This is a genomic window from Pseudomonas lalucatii, assembly GCF_018398425.1.
GTDB classification, from domain to species: Bacteria; Pseudomonadota; Gammaproteobacteria; order Pseudomonadales; family Pseudomonadaceae; genus Aquipseudomonas; species Aquipseudomonas lalucatii.
In genome coordinates this window covers 102,367-118,817 of sequence record NZ_JADPMV010000002.1, presented here as the reverse complement: position 1 = coordinate 118,817, position 16,451 = coordinate 102,367, and the positions used below count along the sequence as shown (strand labels likewise).

Annotated in this window: 13 protein-coding genes and 1 pseudogene; 12 read left to right on the top strand and 2 right to left on the bottom strand. The window is 66.1% G+C overall.

What is annotated here, in order from left to right; genetic code table 11:
- The first annotated feature begins 72 nt into the window (after positions 1 to 72).
- The 12 genes and pseudogenes from leuB (at position 73) to I0D00_RS13720 (ending at position 13,744) form a co-directional block, all read left to right on the top strand.
- A complete protein-coding gene (gene leuB / locus I0D00_RS13770) occupies positions 73 to 1,155 on the top strand; it encodes a 3-isopropylmalate dehydrogenase (protein ID WP_213640418.1) in 1,083 nt (360 codons plus the stop codon).
- Between the two features lie 55 nt (positions 1,156 to 1,210).
- On the top strand, positions 1,211 to 2,323 hold the full coding sequence (gene asd / locus I0D00_RS13765; protein WP_213640417.1) for an aspartate-semialdehyde dehydrogenase: 1,113 nt from the start codon (positions 1,211 to 1,213) through the stop codon (positions 2,321 to 2,323).
- 281 nt (positions 2,324 to 2,604) lie between these two features.
- Positions 2,605 to 2,745 (top strand): annotated as a pseudogene (locus I0D00_RS21885) (aspartate-semialdehyde dehydrogenase); the annotation flags it as partial.
- Positions 2,746 to 2,919: 174 nt separating this feature from the next.
- Positions 2,920 to 5,748, top strand: a complete 2,829-nt coding sequence (locus I0D00_RS13760) for a motility hub landmark protein FimV (RefSeq protein ID WP_213640416.1) — start codon at positions 2,920 to 2,922, stop codon at positions 5,746 to 5,748.
- Between the two features lie 3 nt (positions 5,749 to 5,751).
- Positions 5,752 to 6,633 carry a tRNA pseudouridine(38-40) synthase TruA gene (truA, locus tag I0D00_RS13755; RefSeq protein WP_213640415.1) on the top strand — a complete coding sequence of 294 codons (882 nt, stop codon included), beginning with the start codon at positions 5,752 to 5,754 and terminating at the stop codon, positions 6,631 to 6,633.
- Between the two features lie 29 nt (positions 6,634 to 6,662).
- Positions 6,663 to 7,283 (top strand): phosphoribosylanthranilate isomerase, encoded by a 621-nt coding sequence (locus tag I0D00_RS13750; protein ID WP_213640414.1) that lies wholly within the window; start codon positions 6,663 to 6,665, stop codon positions 7,281 to 7,283.
- A 250-nt stretch (positions 7,284 to 7,533) separates the two neighbouring features.
- Positions 7,534 to 8,418 (top strand): acetyl-CoA carboxylase, carboxyltransferase subunit beta, encoded by an 885-nt coding sequence (gene accD, locus I0D00_RS13745; protein WP_213640413.1) that lies wholly within the window; start codon positions 7,534 to 7,536, stop codon positions 8,416 to 8,418.
- A complete protein-coding gene (folC, locus tag I0D00_RS13740; protein ID WP_213640412.1) occupies positions 8,415 to 9,722 on the top strand; it encodes a bifunctional tetrahydrofolate synthase/dihydrofolate synthase in 1,308 nt (435 codons plus the stop codon). Before accD ends, folC begins: the two co-directional genes overlap by 4 nt.
- Positions 9,706 to 10,308 (top strand): SPOR domain-containing protein, encoded by a 603-nt coding sequence (locus I0D00_RS13735; RefSeq protein WP_213640411.1) that lies wholly within the window; start codon positions 9,706 to 9,708, stop codon positions 10,306 to 10,308. Before folC ends, I0D00_RS13735 begins: the two co-directional genes overlap by 17 nt.
- Before the next feature lie 66 nt (positions 10,309 to 10,374).
- The gene (locus tag I0D00_RS13730; protein ID WP_213640410.1) at positions 10,375 to 10,929 is read left to right on the top strand and encodes a CvpA family protein; all 555 of its coding nucleotides are present in this window, start codon (positions 10,375 to 10,377) and stop codon (positions 10,927 to 10,929) included.
- 45 nt (positions 10,930 to 10,974) lie between these two features.
- On the top strand, positions 10,975 to 12,483 hold the full coding sequence (gene purF / locus I0D00_RS13725; RefSeq protein WP_213640409.1) for an amidophosphoribosyltransferase: 1,509 nt from the start codon (positions 10,975 to 10,977) through the stop codon (positions 12,481 to 12,483).
- 49 nt (positions 12,484 to 12,532) lie between these two features.
- On the top strand, positions 12,533 to 13,744 hold the full coding sequence (locus tag I0D00_RS13720; RefSeq protein ID WP_213640408.1) for an O-succinylhomoserine sulfhydrylase: 1,212 nt from the start codon (positions 12,533 to 12,535) through the stop codon (positions 13,742 to 13,744).
- 71 nt (positions 13,745 to 13,815) lie between these two features.
- Here the strand turns inward: I0D00_RS13720 and gspD are convergent, their stop codons facing one another.
- Positions 13,816 to 15,765, bottom strand: a complete 1,950-nt coding sequence (gene gspD / locus I0D00_RS13715) for a type II secretion system secretin GspD (RefSeq protein WP_213640407.1) — start codon at positions 15,763 to 15,765, stop codon at positions 13,816 to 13,818.
- Between the two features lie 4 nt (positions 15,766 to 15,769).
- Positions 15,770 to 16,420 (bottom strand): type II secretion system protein N, encoded by a 651-nt coding sequence (locus tag I0D00_RS13710; protein ID WP_213640406.1) that lies wholly within the window; start codon positions 16,418 to 16,420, stop codon positions 15,770 to 15,772.
- Positions 16,421 to 16,451: the final 31 nt, after the last annotated feature.

The window sequence follows — 16,451 nt, the reverse complement described above, 5'->3', positions numbered from 1 at the left end:
CGTAGGCCGTAACCCACCGAATGGAGGCCCGGTGCAGAACGGCCGGGCCTTGCACCATGATTGAGGAATGCAATGAGCAAGCAGATTCTGGTTCTTCCCGGCGATGGCATCGGCCCGGAGATCATGGCCGAGGCGGTCAAGGTGCTGCAGCTGGCCAACGACAAGTACGCCCTGGACTTCGAGCTGAGCTTCGACGAGCTGGGTGGCGCCGCCTATGACAAGTACGGCGTGCCGCTGGCCGACGAGACCCTGGCCCGTGCCCGTGCCGCCGATGCCATCCTGCTCGGCGCCGTCGGCGGACCCAAGTGGGATGCCATCGACCCGGCCCTGCGCCCGGAGCGTGGCCTGCTGAAGATCCGCTCGCAGCTGGGGCTGTTCGCCAACCTGCGCCCGGCCATCCTCTATCCGCAACTGGCCGATGCCTCCTCGCTGAAGCCGGAGGTGGTGGCGGGCCTGGATATCCTCATCGTCCGCGAGCTGACCGGCGGCATCTACTTCGGTCAGCCGCGCGAGAGCAAGGTGTTGGAGAACGGCGAGCGCATGGCCTACGACACCCTGCCGTACAGCGAGAGCGAGATCCGCCGTATCGCCCGTGTCGGCTTCGACATGGCTCGGGTGCGCAACAAGAAGCTGTGCTCGGTGGACAAGGCCAACGTGCTGGCCTCCAGCCAGTTGTGGCGCACCGTGGTGGAGGAAGTGGCCAGGGACTATCCCGACGTCGAGCTGAGCCACATGTACGTGGACAACGCGGCGATGCAGCTGGTGCGCGGACCCAAGCAGTTCGACGTGATGGTCACCGACAACATGTTCGGCGACATCCTCTCGGATGAGGCTTCCATGCTCACCGGCTCCATCGGCATGCTGCCCTCGGCCTCGCTGGATGCCGACAACAAGGGCATGTACGAGCCGTGCCATGGCAGCGCGCCGGACATCGCGGGGCAGGGTATCGCCAACCCGCTGGCGACCATCCTGTCGGTGTCGATGATGCTGCGCTACAGCTTCAACCAGGGCGCCGCGGCCGACGCCATCGAACTCGCGGTGAGCAAGGTGCTCGACCAGGGGCTGCGCACCGGCGACATCCATTCCGCGGGCATGACCAGGGTCGGTACCGCGACCATGGGCGATGCGGTAGTCGAAGCGCTGCGCAGTCTGTAATCTTCCAGCTTCGCCGGGGTGGTTCCGGCGGTCTGTTCACATAGGTGTAGTCGTTATGAAACGTGTAGGTCTGATCGGTTGGCGTGGCATGGTCGGTTCCGTACTCATGCAGCGCATGCTGGAAGAGCGGGATTTCGACTTGATCGAGCCGGTGTTCTTCACCACCTCCAATGTCGGCGGCCAGGGGCCGGCCATCGGCAAGGACATCGCCCCGCTGAAGGACGCCTACAGCATCGACGAGCTGAAGGGTCTGGACGTGATCCTCACCTGCCAGGGCGGCGACTACACCAGCGAGGTCTTCCCCAAGCTGCGCGAGGCCGGCTGGCAGGGCTACTGGATCGACGCGGCGTCCTCGCTGCGCATGGCCGATGACTCGGTCATCGTGCTGGACCCGGTCAACCGCAAGGTGATCGACCAGTCCCTCGATGCCGGCACGAAGAACTACATCGGCGGCAACTGTACCGTCAGCCTGATGCTGATGGCCCTGGGTGGCCTGTACGAGGCCGGCGTGGTCGAGTGGATGAGCGCCATGACCTACCAGGCCGCCAGTGGCGCCGGCGCGCAGAACATGCGCGAGCTGATCAGGCAGATGGGCGCGATCAACGGCGCGGTAGCCGACGATCTGGCCGACCCGGCCAGCGCCATCCTCGACATCGACCGCAAGGTAGCCGAGGCCATGCGTGGCGAGGCCTTCCCGGTGGACAACTTCGGCGTGCCGCTGGCCGGCAGCCTGATCCCCTACATCGACAAGGAGCTGCCGAACGGGCAGAGCCGCGAGGAGTGGAAGGCCCAGGCCGAGACCAACAAGATCCTCGGTCGCTTCAAGAGCCCGATTCCGGTGGACGGCATCTGTGTGCGCATCGGCGCCATGCGTTGCCACAGCCAGGCGCTGACCATCAAGCTGAACAAGGATGTGCCGCTGTCCGATATCGAGGGCCTGATCAGCCAGCACAATCCCTGGGTCAAGCTGGTGCCGAACCAGCGCGAGGCGAGCATCCGCGAACTGGGCCCGACGGCTGTCACCGGTACCCTCAGCGTACCGGTCGGTCGCCTGCGCAAGCTGAACATGGGCTCGCACTACCTGGGCGCTTTCACCGTGGGCGACCAGCTGCTGTGGGGCGCGGCCGAGCCGCTGCGGCGCATGCTGCGGATCCTGCTGGAGCGCTGAGTCGCTGGGCCTGGCCGATTCGGTCGGGCCTCGCCGGTGCTGTGAAAAGGGGCGGGTGCTGCCTGTGATCGAACTGGGTCTCGATCGACAGGCGGCCCCGCTCCTTTGCTTTGGCGGCGCTCGGCGATCGAGTGCCGGGCGGGGCCTGCGACTGCGTTGGCGGGGGAGGCGTGGTCGATGGAGTGGCCAAGCGGCCGCCGTGGTGGCAGGGCTCCGCATCTGGAAGGGACATCTATTTCACCCGTCTTGCGAGGCGGATCAAGCCTCGGGCCTGCCGGGGCGGCGATTATCCGGCTATGGCGGGCTCGCGCCTGATTGGCGGGCCGTCGCCATGGAGTGACTCCGCTGGGCTCAATTTGTGGATTGCGTCTGATAATGTAAGAAAAGGCGCGGCCTCGAACGCCGTGCAACTGGGCGAGTGATTGATAAAACACTATCTGTCAAAGATACTTACCCTGAAATTTGAAGAATCTTTCGAGCTTGGCAATACTGGCTGAGTTGATTGCTGCATGGGGAGTCGCCTCCGGGCGGATGCAGGCAGCGATTTACAAGACCCTCTCGGTTACCGAGAAAAAGATAAAACAAGGGATATCGCTATGGTTCGGGTTCGCAAACTGGTGCTGGCAATCGCAGCTGCTTCGGCACTGTCCTCCGGTATGGCGCACGCGCTAGGGCTGGGGGAAGTAACCCTGCAATCGGCGCTGAATCAGCCATTGGTGGCTGAGATCGAATTGTTGGAAGTGCGCGATCTCGCCTCCAATGAGGTCCTGCCGAGCCTGGCGGCTCCTGAAGAGTTCACCAGGGCTGGCGTCGACCGCCAGTACTTCCTGACCGACCTGAAGTTCACCCCGGTCCTCAAGCCCAATGGCAAGAGTGTGATCCGGGTGACGTCGAGCAAACCGGTGCGCGAGCCGTATCTGAATTTCCTGGTGGAAGTGCTGTGGCCCAATGGTCGCCTGCTGCGCGAATACACCCTGCTGCTCGATCCGCCCCTCTACTCCCCGCAAACCGCGGTAGCGGCCGCTCCGCAGCTGCCGGTTGCGGCTCCGGCTCCGCGTCCACAGGCGCCGGCGGCGCCTCGCCCGGCGGCACAAGCCGCGCCGTCGACGACGCCTGCGACGTCCGGTACGAGGGTGGGTAACGAATACAAGACCACGGCCAACGACACCCTGTGGGAAATCGCTCGACGCGTGCCAGGCGGCACCGTGCATCAGGCCATGCTGGCGATTCAGGATCTGAATCCGGACGCCTTTATCGGCGGCAATATCAATCGCATGAAAAGCGGCCAGGTGCTTCGTCTGCCGGATGAGCAGCAGCTCCAGCGCCGCTCCCAGGCCGAGGCCATTGCCCAGGTTGCCAGTCAGAATGCCGCCTGGCGCGAAGGCCGTGGCGTTGCGGCTCGGCAGCTGGACGCGACCAAGCGCAGCACCGCCGGCGCCGCTCCGGCCCAGGTCAAGGTCCAGGACAGCCTCAAGCTGGTATCCGCCGAAGGTGGCCAGGCCAGCAGTGGCGGCGACCGGGGGGCGGCCGATAGCAAGGTGCTGGCCGACAAGCTGGCGGTCACCCAGGAGAGCCTCGATTCGACCCGCCGCGAAAACGAAGAGTTGAAAGGGCGCATGGGCGATCTGCAGGGACAGCTGGACAAGCTGCAGCGCCTGATCCAGCTGAAGGACGATCAACTGGCCAAGCTGCAGGCGGATCTCGCCGCGCAAGGCCAGTCCCAGGCCGCCGAGGCGGCACCGGCTGCCCCTGCCGCGGCAGTCGAAGAGCCGGTCAGCGCCGAGCCGGTAGAGGCTGGCGCCGCTCAGCCGGAGGCGCTGGTCGCGCCGTCGGAGCCGGCCGCCGATTACAACTACGACGACGAGCCGGCCGCTGAACCTGCTCCGGCTGCGCAAACCAGTATCCAGCAGCCCGAGCCCGTCGCTGCCCCTGTCGCACCGGCTCCGGTGGTCGAGGCTCCCGCTGCTCCGGCATCGACGGCCGAGCTGCCGGCAGCAGCGCCGGCGGTGGAGGAGCAACCGCAGCTCGGTACCCTGGACGATCTGTTGGCCAACCCCATGTTGCTGGGCGCCGCCGGTGGCGGCGCCTTGCTGGTGTTGCTGGTCGGCCTGATGATGCTGTCGCGGCGTAACGCGCAGAAGGAAGCGGAGCTGCAGGCCAGTCAGGCAGCCGCGAGTGATGAGAATATTTTCGACCAGGATATGCAGCAGGCGGCCGAAGGGTTCGAGGCGTTTCCCGATATGCCGGACGACGAGCCGAGCGCGGCTCCTGCTGAGCAGCGTGTCACCGCGCAGACCGCCGATGCCTTGGGCGAGGCGGATATCTATATCGCCTACGGGCGCTTCAATCAGGCTGCCGAGCTGTTGGCCAATGCGATCAACGACGAGCCGCAGCGTGGGGATCTGCGGCTCAAGTTGATGGAAGTCTACGCCGAGCTGGGTGATCGCGAGGGTTTCGCCCGCCAGGAAGGCGAGCTGCGTGAAATTGGCGGCGCCGCTGCCGAGGTCGATCAGCTCAAGGTCCGTTACCCGGCCATGGCCGCCTTCGCCGGCGCCGCCGTGGCGGCTACTGCCGCCGCTGGCGCCGATGACGAGCTGGACAGCTTCAGTCTCGACGACCTGACCCTTGAGGAGCCGACCGAGGCTTCTTCCATGGGCGACCTGGATGACGAATTCGATCTGAGTCTGGATGACCTGGAAAGCGAGCTCGACCGCGATCTGCAGGCGGCAGCCTTGGGGGATCAGTCTGGGGAGCAGGAGGCGTTGTCCCTGGATCTCGAACTGGATGTCGAGTCCCCGGCAGGGCCGGTGGCCGGTGACGACGATGACCTGGGCTTCGACCTGAGCCTGGATGATGCGACCGAGGAGCCACTCCAGCTGGGCGGTGAGCTGGCCGACTTCAGCCTGGACCTGGAAGCCGGGGGCGAGGCCGCGACAGCCGAAGAAGAGGAGTTCCTCCTCGGTCTTGGCGAAGAGGAGCCTGTCCCGGCGCCTGCAGCCGATGCGCTCGGCGATCTGCTAGGGGATCTTCCGGAGGCGGATGGCGAGAGCGAACTCGACTTGCCGGCCGACTTCGATTTGTCCCTGGATGACGAGCAGGTGGAGAGCCGTTCCGACGACTTCGCCGCGCAGCTCGACGAGGTGACGGCCGAGCTGGATCAGTTGTCGGCCAGCCTGGGACAGCCCGCCGAGTCCGCCGAAGCAGCCGATTCCGAGCCTCCGGCGCCGCTGGCGGATCTGGAGGAGGACGATGATTTCGACTTTCTGTCCGGCACCGATGAGACAGCGACCAAGCTCGATCTGGCTCGCGCCTATATCGACATGGGCGACGCCGAGGGTGCCCGCGACATTCTCGATGAGGTGGTCGCCGAGGGGGACGAAGGTCAGCAACAGGAAGCGCGAGAGTTGATCGCCAAATTGGTTTGATACATGTCTGACGCATTACCCGCAGCGGCAGCCGACTCGGCTGCCGTTGGCATTTTCAAGATCGCCCTGGGCGTCGAGTACAAGGGATCGCGCTATCGCGGCTTCCAGCGTCAGCGCGCCGGGGTGCCGTCGATCCAGGCGGCCCTGGAGAAGGCCCTGTCCAAGGTGGCCGGCGGCGCGCCGGTGACCCTGAGCTGCGCCGGTCGCACCGACGCCCTGGTGCATGCCAGTGCCCAGGTGGTGCATTTCGACACCACTGTCTCGCGCTCCATGCATTCCTGGGTCATGGGGGCGAATATGAACTTGCCCGCGGATATCAGCGTGACCTGGGCCAAGCTCATGCCGGCGCATTTCGATGCACGTTTCTGTGCCATGGCCCGGCGCTACCGCTATGTGATCTACAACGATCAGATCCGCCCGGCGCATATGGCCGAAGAGGTCACCTGGAATCATCGGCCGCTGGACATCGAGCCGATGCGCGAAGCGGCCAGGGCGCTGGTGGGCACCCATGACTTCAGCGCCTTTCGCGCGCGCCAGTGCCAGGCCAAGTCGCCGGTGAAGACGGTGCATCATCTGCAGCTGCTCGAGCATGGTCGTTTCATCGTGCTGGATATCCGTGCCAATGCATTCCTGCATCACATGGTGCGTAACATCGCCGGCGTGCTGATGGCCATAGGTGCCGGGGAACGGCCGGTGGAGTGGGCGGCCGAGGTGCTCGAGAGTCGGGTGCGACGCACCGGCGGCGTTACCGCCCACCCCTATGGGCTGTATCTGGTGCAGGTCGACTACCCGGAGGAGTTCGAGCTCCCCAGGCGTTATCTCGGGCCACATTTCCTGTCCGGTTTGCCGGATGTGGCGGCTGACGCCCAGGCAGTCATTTGCTAGCATCGATGCTTTGTCGGAGGTCTCGCCCGTTGCCAGTCGTTCGCAGCAAGATCTGTGGGATTACCCGCATAGAGGATGCACTGATCGCCGCCGAAGCCGGTGCGGACGCAATCGGCCTGGTGTTCTATGCCAAGAGCCCGCGCGCGGTCAGCGTGGCGCAGGCGCGGGCGATCATCGCGGCGCTGCCGCCCTTCGTGACCACCGTGGGCCTGTTCGTCGATGCCGGCTCGGCCGCGTTGAGCGAGGTACTCGGCGCGGTGCCGCTGGACCTGCTGCAGTTTCATGGCGATGAGCCGGCGTCCTTCTGCGAGGCCGTGGGGCGCCCCTATATCAAGGCCCTGCGGGTCAGGCCGGGGGATGATATCGCGGCGCGAATAGCGCCTTACGCCGGTGCCGCGGGGATTTTGCTGGACACCTACGTGGCGGGGGTGCCTGGCGGTACTGGCGAGGCGTTCGACTGGTCCCTGGTGCCCCATGATCTGGCCAAGCCGGTCGTCCTGGCGGGTGGCCTGACTCCGGCGAACGTGGCCGGGGCCATTGCCCAGGTCAAGCCCTATGGGGTCGACGTCAGCGGCGGGGTGGAGGCGGCCAAGGGCATCAAGGATGCCGACAAGGTTCGCGCCTTTGTGCGTGCGGTCAGGGGCGCCTGAGTCGATTGCACCGTTGATGTGACGGCACTGCAGGGTCGGCCGTCCATAGCCCTGTTGCAGGTGTTGTAATGAGCGCCTTTGGCGGTCGAGGTTGGCTGGCGGGTATTGGTGTATCGCCGACGGTCGTTGCTGGCTGTCGGGAGCAGGCGCCGGCCGCTGTCTGGATCGCATCCGTGAATTCGCTTGGGTATGCCGCAAAGGCCTTGTGCCACAGGCATGTTCGAGCCCACTGCTTTGGAGAGTGAAGAGCATGAGCAACTGGTTGGTAGACAAACTGATCCCATCGATCATGCGTTCCGAGGTCAAGAAGAGTTCGGTGCCCGAGGGGCTCTGGCACAAGTGCCGCTCCTGCGATGCGGTGCTGTACAAGCCCGAGTTGGAAAAGACCCTGGATGTCTGCCCCAAGTGCAACCATCACATGCGCATCGATGCACGCGTGCGCCTGGATATCTTCCTGGATGCCGAGGGTCGCGAGGAGATCGGTGCCGATCTGGAACCGGTCGATCGCCTGAAATTCCGCGATAGCAAGAAGTACAAGGACCGCCTGGTGTCGGCGCAGAAGCAGACCGGCGAGAAGGATGCGCTGGTTGCCATGCGCGGCACCCTGGAAAAGATGCCGGTGGTGGCCTGCGCCTTCGAGTTCTCCTTCATGGGCGGCTCCATGGGGGCGATCGTCGGCGAGCGTTTCGTGCGTGCGGCCAATGTGGCCCTGGAGCAGCGTTGCCCGCTGGTCTGTTTCTCCGCCTCCGGCGGTGCGCGCATGCAGGAGGCGCTGATCTCCCTGATGCAGATGGCCAAGACGTCGGCGGCGCTGGCGCGTCTGCGCGAGGAGGGCATTCCGTTCATCTCCGTGCTGACCGACCCGGTCTATGGTGGCGTGTCCGCCAGCCTGGCGATGCTCGGCGATGTGATCGTCGCCGAGCCGCGGGCCCTGATCGGCTTCGCCGGTCCGCGGGTGATCGAGCAGACGGTGCGCGAGAAGCTGCCGGAAGGCTTCCAGCGCAGCGAGTTCCTCCTCGAGCATGGCGCCATCGACATGATCATCCCGCGCGCCGAGCTGCGTCCGCGCCTGGCTCGACTGCTCGCACAGCTGATGCGCTTGCCGTCCCCGGCTGCCCTTCCGGCCACGGCATGACCGAGCGCAGCCTGGCCGACTGGCTGGCCTATCTGGAGCAGCTGCACCCCTCGGCGATCGACATGGGGCTGGAGCGTTCCAGGGCGGTGGCGCAGCGCCTGGCCCTGGCCAAGCCGGCGCCTCTGGTGATTACCGTCACCGGCACCAACGGCAAGGGATCTACCTGCGCCTTCCTCGCGGCCCTGCTGCGGGAGCAGGGGCTGCGGGTCGGGGTGTACAGCTCGCCGCACCTGCTGCGCTACAACGAGCGGGTACAGATCACCGGCGACGAAGCCAGCGATGCTGCGCTCTGCGAGGCCTTCGCCGCGGTAGAGGCGGCGCGCGGCGAGATCTCCCTGACCTATTTCGAGATGGGTACGCTGGCGGCCTTCTGGCTGTTCCAGCGGGCGGTCCTGGATGCCGTGGTGCTGGAGGTGGGGCTGGGCGGGCGGCTCGATGCGGTCAACCTGGTCGATGCCGACCTGGCCCTGGTCACCAGCATCGGGTTGGATCATGCCGACTGGCTCGGCGACACCCGTGAGTCGGTCGCCTTCGAAAAGGCCGGAATCTTTCGTGCCGGAAAACCGGCCCTGTGCGGCGATCCGCAGCCACCGCAACCCCTCTTGGATCGGGTGGCGCTGCTGGCGGCCCCGTTCTTCCTGCGGGGGCGCGATTACGACCTCAGTGTCGGCGCCGAGCATTGGGCCTGGTCCGGGCTGAACCGCCGTGGCGAACGGCTGCAGCTCGAGCGGCTACCGCTACTGGACCTGCCGATGGAGAATGCCGCCCTGGCGTTGCAAGCGTTCGCCCTGCTGGACCTGCCCTGGCAGACCGAGCGGATTGCCGGCGCCCTGGGGCGGACCCGGGTCACCGGGCGCCTGGACCGGCGAGTGCTGAATTGGCGGGGCAAACCACTGACGTTGCTGCTGGATGTTGGGCATAATCCCCATGCCGCCGAGTACCTGGCGCAACGATTGGCGGCCCGGCCAGCGCCTGGCCGGCGCCTGGCGGTGTTCGGTCTGCTGGCTGACAAGGACTTGGCAGGGGTGGTGACGCCGCTATTGGGCGAGATTGCGCACTGGGCGGTGACGCCGCTAGCCACCGCCCGTAGCCGCCCGGTTGCCGAGCTGGAAGCGCAATTGCGCAATGGCGCCGCGTCGGTGAGTGCCCATGCCGACGTGCAGTCGGCGCTGCTGGCGCAGTGCGAGCGCGCCGCTGCGGGGGATGAAATCCTCTTGTTCGGTTCTTTTTACTGCGTGGCCGAGGCCCTGGACTGGCTGGCCCGCCATGCCACGGGGGAAGTGCAGGATGGCTTTGCTGGATAAGGGGCTGAAACAGCGGATGGTCGGTGCCCTGGTGCTGCTGGCGCTGGCGGTGATCTTCCTGCCGATGCTGTTGTCGCGCCAGGACGAGCTGCGCCAGGTGGTGGTCGACGCCCCGGCCATGCCCGAGGCACCGGCCATGCCGCAGATCGAGATGCAGCCGGTCGGCGTGCCGGAGCCGCAGGTCCTGCCGGAAGAGCCGGTGCCGGAACAGGCAGAAGTACAGGGCTCCGGCGATCCGGTCGCCGTCGCGGCGCCGGCCGCGGAGCCCGAGGCTGTGGTGGCGCCCCCCGCGCCGCCTGCCGCCACGAAGGCGCCGGCCCCTGCCGGTCGCCTGGATGCCAACGGCTTGCCGCTCAGTTGGTCGGTGCAGCTGGCCAGCCTGTCCAGTCGCAGTGGTGCCGAGAATCTGCAGAAGACCCTGCGCAGCCAGGGCTACAACGCCTATATCCGCAGCGTGGATGGCATGAACCGGGTGTTCGTCGGTCCGCTGATCGAGCGCGCCGAGGCCGACCGCCTGCGCGATCAACTCAAGCGCCAGCACAAGCTCAACGGTTTCGTCGTGCGCTTTCAGCCGGAGCGCAGTTGATCCGCGGCTTACCCGAAGGCATGGGCTCTGCTAAAATGCAGCGCCTTTTGCGTCGGTAGCTGAATCGTGGCATTTACCTGGGTCGATTGGGCGATCATCGCCATCATCGCCGTATCGAGTCTGATCAGTCTGAGCCGAGGCTTCGTCAAGGAAGCCCTGTCGTTGCTCACCTGGATCGTTGCCGGCGTCGTCGCCTGGATGTTCGGCGGCGCCTTGTCGCAGCACCTCACGGAATTCATCGAAACCCCGTCGGCGCGCGTGATCGCCGCCTGTGCCTTCCTGTTTGTCGTCACCCTGATGGTGGGGGCGCTGGTCAATTACCTGATCGGTGAACTGATCCGGGTCACCGGCCTGTCCGGCACCGACCGCTTTCTCGGCATGGTGTTCGGTGCCGCCCGGGGCGGCCTGCTGGTCGTGGTGCTGGTCGGCCTGCTCAGCCTGGCGCCGGTGCAGCAGGACCCATGGTGGCGGCAATCGGCACTGTTGCCACACTTTCTAATGGTTGCGGACTGGTCGAAGAACCTCATCCTCGGGGTGTCCAGCGAGTGGCTGGCCAACGGCATCGACGCTCCGGCGCAGTTGCCGTTCAAAGAAGAGCTCTTGCAGCCTAGATTGCCGTAAGAGCCTTCAGAATCAGCGTGTTTCACTAAGTAGGGGTTGCGTCACATGTGTGGCATTGTCGGTATCGTCGGTAAATCGAACGTCAATCAGGCGCTGTATGACGGGCTCACCGTTCTCCAGCACCGCGGCCAGGATGCTGCCGGTATTGTCACCAGTCATGATGGACGGCTGTTCCTGCGCAAGGACAACGGCCTGGTGCGCGATGTCTTCCAGCAGCGCCATATGCAGCGCCTGGTCGGCCACATGGGCATCGGTCATGTGCGCTACCCGACCGCCGGCAGCTCCAGCTCCGCCGAGGCGCAGCCGTTCTACGTCAACTCGCCCTACGGCATCACCCTGGCGCACAACGGCAACCTGACCAACGTCGAGCAGCTGGCCAAGGAAATCTACGAGTCCGACCTGCGCCATGTGAACACCAATTCCGACTCGGAAGTGCTGCTCAACGTGTTCGCCCACGAGTTGGCCCAGCGCGGCCAGTTGCAGCCGACCGAGGAAGACGTGTTCGCCGCGGTCAGCGACGTTCACAAGCGCTGCCGTGGCGGTTACGCGGTGGTGGCGATGATCACCGGCTACGGCATCGTCGGCTTCCGCGACCCCAACGGCATCCGCCCGATCGTCTTCGGCCAGCGTCACACCGACGAGGGCGTCGAATACATGATCGCCTCCGAGAGCGTGTCCCTGGACGTGCTCGGCTTCACCCTGATCCGCGACCTGGCGCCGGGCGAGGCGGTGTACATCACCGAGGACGGCAAGCTGTTCACCCGCCAGTGCGCGGAGAACCCGCGCTATTCGCCGTGCATCTTCGAGCACGTCTACCTGGCGCGACCGGACTCGATCATGGACGGCATCTCGGTGTACAAGGCGCGCCTGCGCATGGGCGAGAAGCTGGCCGAGAAGATCCAGCGCGAGCGTCCCGGGCACGACATCGACGTGGTCATCCCGATCCCCGATACCAGCCGCACCTCGGCGCTGGAGCTGGCCAACCACCTGGGCGTGAAGTTTCGCGAGGGTTTCGTCAAGAACCGCTATATCGGTCGGACCTTCATCATGCCCGGCCAGGCCGCGCGCAAGAAGTCGGTGCGACAGAAGCTCAACGCCATCGAGCTGGAGTTCCGCGGCAAGAACGTGATGCTGGTGGACGACTCCATCGTGCGCGGCACCACCTGCAAGCAGATCATCCAGATGGCCCGCGAGGCCGGCGCGAAGAACGTCTACTTCTGTTCGGCGGCGCCGGCGGTGCGCTATCCCAACGTCTACGGCATCGACATGCCCAGTGCCCATGAGCTGATCGCCCACAACCGCACCACCGAGGAAGTCTGCGAGCTTATCGGCGCCGACTGGCTGGTGTATCAGGACCTGCCGGACCTGATCGAGGCCGTCAGCGGTAGCAAGAAGATCAAGATCGACAACTTCGACTGTGCGGTATTCGACGGCAAGTACGTCACCGGCGATGTCGACGAGGCCTACCTGGACAAGATCGAGCAGGCGCGCAACGACGCCACCAAGGCCAAGTCCCAGGCGGTCAGCGCGATCATCGACCTGTACAATAACTAAGTCGCGACACGCCAGGCTTGGCTTCGGCGGCGGAATCGAGGTGAGGGTCATGACGCAAGAGTGGCAAGCCGGGCGGCTGGACAGCGATCTTGAAGGTGTCGGTTTCGACACCCTGGCGGTGCGCGCCGGCCAGCATCGCACGCCGGAGGGCGAACACAGCGAGGCGTTGTTCCCCACCTCCAGCTACGTGTTCCGCACCGCCGCCGATGCGGCGGCGCGTTTCGCCGGCGAGGTGCCGGGCAATGTCTATTCGCGCTACACCAATCCCACGGTGCGCGCCTTCGAGGAGCGCATCGCCGCGCTCGAGGGGGCCGAGCAGGCGGTCGCCACGGCCTCCGGCATGTCGGCGATCCTGGCCATCGTCATGAGCCTGTGCAGCGGCGGCGACCATGTGCTGGTGTCGCGCAGCGTGTTCGGCTCGACCATCAGCCTGTTCGAGAAGTACCTCAAGCGCTTCGGCGTCGAGGTGGACTATGTGGCGCTGTCCGACCTGGATGCCTGGCAGGCGGCGTGCCGCCCCACGACCAAGCTGCTGTTCGTCGAGTCACCGTCCAACCCCCTGGCCGAGCTGGTGGATATCGACGCCCTGGCGCAGATCGCCCACGCGCATGGCGCGCTGCTGGCGGTGGACAACTGCTTCTGCACCCCGGCGCTGCAGCAGCCGCTGAAGCTGGGGGCGGATGTGGTGATGCATTCGGCGACCAAGTACATCGACGGCCAAGGCCGTGGCATGGGCGGCGTGGTGGCCGGCAGGGCGGAGTTGATGAAGGAGGTCGTCGGCTTCCTGCGTACCGCCGGGCCGACCCTGAGCCCGTTCAACGCCTGGATCTTCCTCAAGGGCCTGGAGACCCTGCGGGTACGCATGCAGGCCCACTGCGCCAGCGCCCAGCAGCTGGCCGAATGGCTCGAGCAGCAGGCGGGTGTGGAGCACGTGTATTACGCCGGGCTGCCCAGCCACCCGCAACACGAACTGGCCCGCCGCCAGCAGCGCGCCTTCGGGGCGGTGGTCAGCTTCGAGGTCGCCGGAGGCAAGGAGGCGGCCTGGCGTTTCATCGACGCCACGCGGGTGATCTCCATCACCACCAACCTGGGCGACACCAAGACCACCATCGCTCACCCGGCCACTACCTCCCACGGCCGCCTGTCGCCGGCCGAGCGGGCCAACGCCGGCATCCGCGACAACCTGATCCGCGTGGCGGTGGGCCTGGAAGACCTCGCCGATCTCAAGGCCGATCTGGCCCGCGGGCTGGCGGCGCTCTAGCCTGCACGCCGCTGTCTTCGCGAGATAAAAAAGCCTCGGCATTTGCCGAGGCTTTTTTCGTAGGGGGGGCGCTATTCGCGCAGGTCGACCGCCGGCGCCGTCGCGCGGTCGAACAGCTGGACCGGGTCGCGGGGCAGCTCGCCGGCCTGGTAGTCGTCGCGGATATCCCTGAGCACGCGGATGTCGCCGTACTTCTTGCCGGACAGGGCAGCCAGGCCGGCTGCGTCGCGGATCACGCTGGGGCGCAGGAACACCATCAGGTTGCGTTTGATGTGGGTGTCCTTGTTGGAGCGGAACAGGCGGCCGAGGAAGGGGATGTCGCCGAGCAGCGGCACCTTGGAGTCGGTTTGCGTGATGTCGTCCTGGATCAGGCCGCCGAGCACGATGACCTGGCCGTCTTCGGCGAGGATGGTGCTCTTGATCGAGCGCTTGTTGGTGATCAGGTCGACGGCGTTGACCCCCTGGGTGGTCGGCGCGATCGAGGAGATTTCCTGTTCGATCTCCAGGCGCAGGCTGGCGCCCTCGTTGATGTGCGGGGTGACCCTGAGGGTGACGCCGATATCCTTGCGTTCGATGGTGGTGAAGGGGTTGTCGGCACCGGAGGCGCTGGTGGTGAAGGAGCCGGTCTGGAACGGCACGTTCTGCCCGACCAGGATCTCCGCCTCTTGGTTGTCCAGGGTCAGCAGGCTGGGAGTCGACAACAGGTTGCTCTTGGTATTGGCCGACAGCGCGGTGACCAGCACGCCGAAGCGGTCGCTGCCCAGGCCGATGATCGCGCCGTCGGGCAGGTTGTTGAGGATAGGATTGTCGACGTTGTTCTTCTGGTCCTGAATGGCCTGCAGCACGGTGCCGACCGACAGGCCGGTGTTGCCGAAATTGACCCCGCCGAGGCCGCCCTTGTCGCCGCGGGCATCCAGCGCCCACTGCACGCCGAGGGCGTCGCTGATGTCGCCGGAGACCTCGACAATGGCGGCTTCCACCATCACCTGGGCGCGGGGTACATCGAGCTGGCGGACGATGTCCTCCAGGGTCGCCACCAGGTCCGGTTCGGCCAGCAGCACCAGGGCGTTGAGGCTCTCGTCGGCGCGGATCAGGGTGTTCTGCGGCTTGCCGCCGGTTTCCCCATCCTCCTGGTTCTTCAGGCCCTCGGAGATGTCGCCGAGGGTCTCGGCCAGGGCCTTGGCGTCGTTGTGCCGCAGGCGGATGACCCGGGTATTGGCCGAGCGGCTGGTGGGCGTGTCCAGCGATTGGGCCAGGGACACCAGCTTGGCCCGGGCCGCCGGAGGGCCGAGGAGAATCAGGCGGTTGGTGCGCGCGTCGGCGATCACCTGGATGCCGGAGGCGCCCTTGGCCTGGCCCCGGTCCAGGGCGCTGTTGAGTACCTCGGCGGCGTCCATCACCCAGGCGTGCTGCAGGTTGAGCACGCTGTAGTCGCGTTCGCCCTTCTGGTCCAGCTGGCGCAGCAGGTCCTCGATGCGCGCGATGTTGGCGCTGCGGTCGCTGATGATGATGGCATTGGCCGAGGTCACCGCGGCTAGGTGGCCATACTGCGGCACCAGCGGACGCAGCAGGGGGATCAGCTCGGTCGCCGAGCCGTGCTGCACCTGGATCAGGCGGGTCTCCAGGCGGTCCGGGGCGACGCGGCCGAGTCCCGCCTCGGCCTTGGCCTCGGCGTTGGGTACGATGCGCGCCTGCTCGCCCTGGGTGATGACGCTGAAGCCGTGGGTGGCCATCACTGAGAGAAACAGCTGGTAGACCTCGCTGAGGCTCAGCGGCGTGCTCGATACGACGCTGACCTGGCCCTTGACCCGTGGGTCGACGACGAAGGTCTGCCCGGTGATCTGCGCGACCTGGTCGATGAACTCGCGGATATCGGCGCCTTTCAGGTTGATGGTCCAGCTTTCTTCCTGCTGTCCGGTCGACGGTGTCGCCGCGCTGTTGGCTGCGCTGAGGGGCAACGGGCCGAAGGCCAGGCCGGCGGCGAGCAGGGCGAAGGTGAGTCGCGAGAAAATCGGGGACATCGGTTCATTCGCCTTCTGTGGTCTGATCGGTGATTTCGGCGTCCGGCGGCAGGGTGCCTGCCGCTTCCATCTGCTCGCGCAGGGCATCCATGCGCTCGCGCAGCTGTTCGAGGTTGCCGACCTCCAGCTCGTCGAGCTGATCGAGGTTGTCCGGCGGCGCTTCGCTCGAGACGTAGCTCGAGCCATCGTTGCCGGATTGGCTGTGGGGGAAGGTCAGGCTTTCCCGGCGGCCGTTGCGCAGCAGCTCGACGCGGTCGGCATAGACCGCGTGCAGGCGCACGCCGTTGGTCACTTCGCTGTCGACGCCGTAACGCTGCGCCTCGCCGCCGTCCTGGCGGATGATGGCACTGGAGCGCTGCGGGTCGCTGTGCACGAAGCTGCCCAGCAGGGTGAGGCGCAGGCTGGTGGCGGGGGGCGGCGCATCGTCGTCCACCGCGCTGCGGCCGAACAGCAGCTCCAGGCCCTGGGCGAGGGCAGCGGGGGCGTGGCGGGGAGAGTCGAGGGCGTCGATGCCCGGTGGCGTGCGCATCAGGCGCAGCCAGTCCGCGGTTTGCCAGGCCAGGCTGATGCTCATGGCCAAAAGGATGGCAAGGCCGGCCAGGGTGGTGGCGTGTCGATCCATCCAGCGTCGAGCAGCCGTCAGGGGCAAGGGCATCACTCCATGAGTATTCTTGTTCTGGGGTGCG